Below are 1633 nucleotides of genomic sequence, written 5' to 3' on the forward strand. Positions count from 1 at the left end.
AAGGACTGGCAGAAAAGGTAGCTAAATAGTATAATTAAAGGAAGAAATAGAGATATTCCTTCCTTTTTAGTTAATTATGGAGTAGGGGGATAATGATTTATGGATAAGGAATATTTTAGATTAAAAGAATTATTTTTAAAAGCAAATAAAAAATTTTTAGAAAAGGATAGAAAGTTATTAGAAGATAAAGTTTCAGAAAGAACATTGTGTGGAGCATTAATGTTAAAGCTTTATGAAATTTTGAAAGAAACAGAATATAGTAACTATTATGTTGATGTAGAATATAATAGAAATAAAGGAGAAGTAAAAACTATTTACAATGAAAGAGCAGAAGTGATTAAAGTAAATTGCGACTTAATTGTTCATAGTCGTGGAGAAAGTGTAATGCAAGACAATTTAATAGCTATTGAAATGAAAAAAATTGAGCAACCTTTTTTGGAAAAAGAAGAAGACAGGATAAGATTAAGTTGTCTAACAAAAGATAGTTTTAATAATAATATTTGGTCTTATGATGGAAAAACTTTACCAGAGCATGTATGTAGATATAAAATTGGTATTTTTTATGAAGTGAATTTGAGAAGAATGGCTTTGAAACTTGAGTATTACTATAAAGGTAAAAAAGTTGATGAAGAGGAGATAAATTTTAACAATTTAAAAGAAAAAAGCGTATTTGTTAATGAAGATGAAACAGGACTTTATAAAAAAAGAAGATTAGTTGAATTTTTAAAAAATCAAGAAAAAGAAAGAGTTGAAATAACTTATGCTCAAATGGAAAAATTATTAGGAAGAAAGTTACCCAAATCGGCTTATGAGTATCGAGCATATTTATCTAATAGTTACTCTCAGCCAATTCCACCTATATGGCTTAATTTAGGGTATAAGCAAATAAAACTAGTGTTAGGAGAGTATTTAATTTTAGAAAAGTTGAAATAAGTTATCATTGGGAGTTAATATTAATGAATAAAGTTTTTTTAAGAAATCTAAAAGAGTTACAGCATTATTAACACCACAGCAATTAAAAGTATTTCAGTTATATTATATTGAGAATAAAGATTACTCTGACACAGGAAGAAAATTGAATATTTCAAGACAAAGAGTGGAGATGTTGTGTAAAGCAATTAAGCTGAAACTTGAAAAAATAGATTTATCAGATTTAATAAGTAGAGTGAATATTGTAATATTTGAAGATAACGGTATAATGGTTAATATATCTGATTTTAAAGTTGAATTATCAAGAAGAGAGATAGCTTTAGATATAAGTGAAGTAGTCGTTTTATATAAACTTTTTAAAGGTGTAGAACTAGAGTTCTTTGAAGATAGATATATTTTAGCTAAAAGTAAATTTAAAATTGATAAATATATTGCTGAATGTTTTAACCAGAAAAGAATATTAACTCTTACAGATATAAGTTGTCATTTAAGGAGTTATAAGCTTTATAGTCTAATTGGGCTAGAGGAACTGTTAAATAAAAATCCAAATATAGTAGAGTTTAAAGGCTTTTATATGTATGCTAAGAGAATTGAGATGAAGGAGAAATTGGTTTTAATTTTGAATTACTATAATAAGTTGCCTTTAGGAGAAATTAGAAGAATTTATAATGATTACTATAGAGACAGCAATCATCACACATAT

General features: G+C 25.8%; 1 protein-coding gene and 1 pseudogene. Both read left to right on the forward strand.

The annotated features are described in order from the left end of the window. Positions 1-99 precede the first annotated feature (99 nt). Positions 100-933: a DUF7662 domain-containing protein gene (locus ACMOUI_RS00840; RefSeq protein ID WP_418963851.1), complete on the forward strand. Its 834-nt coding sequence runs from the start codon at positions 100-102 to the stop codon at positions 931-933. A 79-nt stretch (positions 934-1012) separates the two neighbouring features. Then, a pseudogene (locus tag ACMOUI_RS00845) lies at positions 1013-1633 on the forward strand (hypothetical protein); the annotation flags it as partial.

It is taken from the genome of Cetobacterium sp. (genome assembly GCF_048470075.1).
Classification (GTDB): Bacteria; Fusobacteriota; Fusobacteriia; order Fusobacteriales; family Fusobacteriaceae; genus Cetobacterium_A.

What these genes read in the sequence shown, in the direction of transcription:
- ACMOUI_RS00840 (WP_418963851.1), top strand. Translation starts at nt 100, where the DNA reads ATGGATAAGGAATATTTTAGATTAAAAGAATTATTTTTAAAAGCAAAT.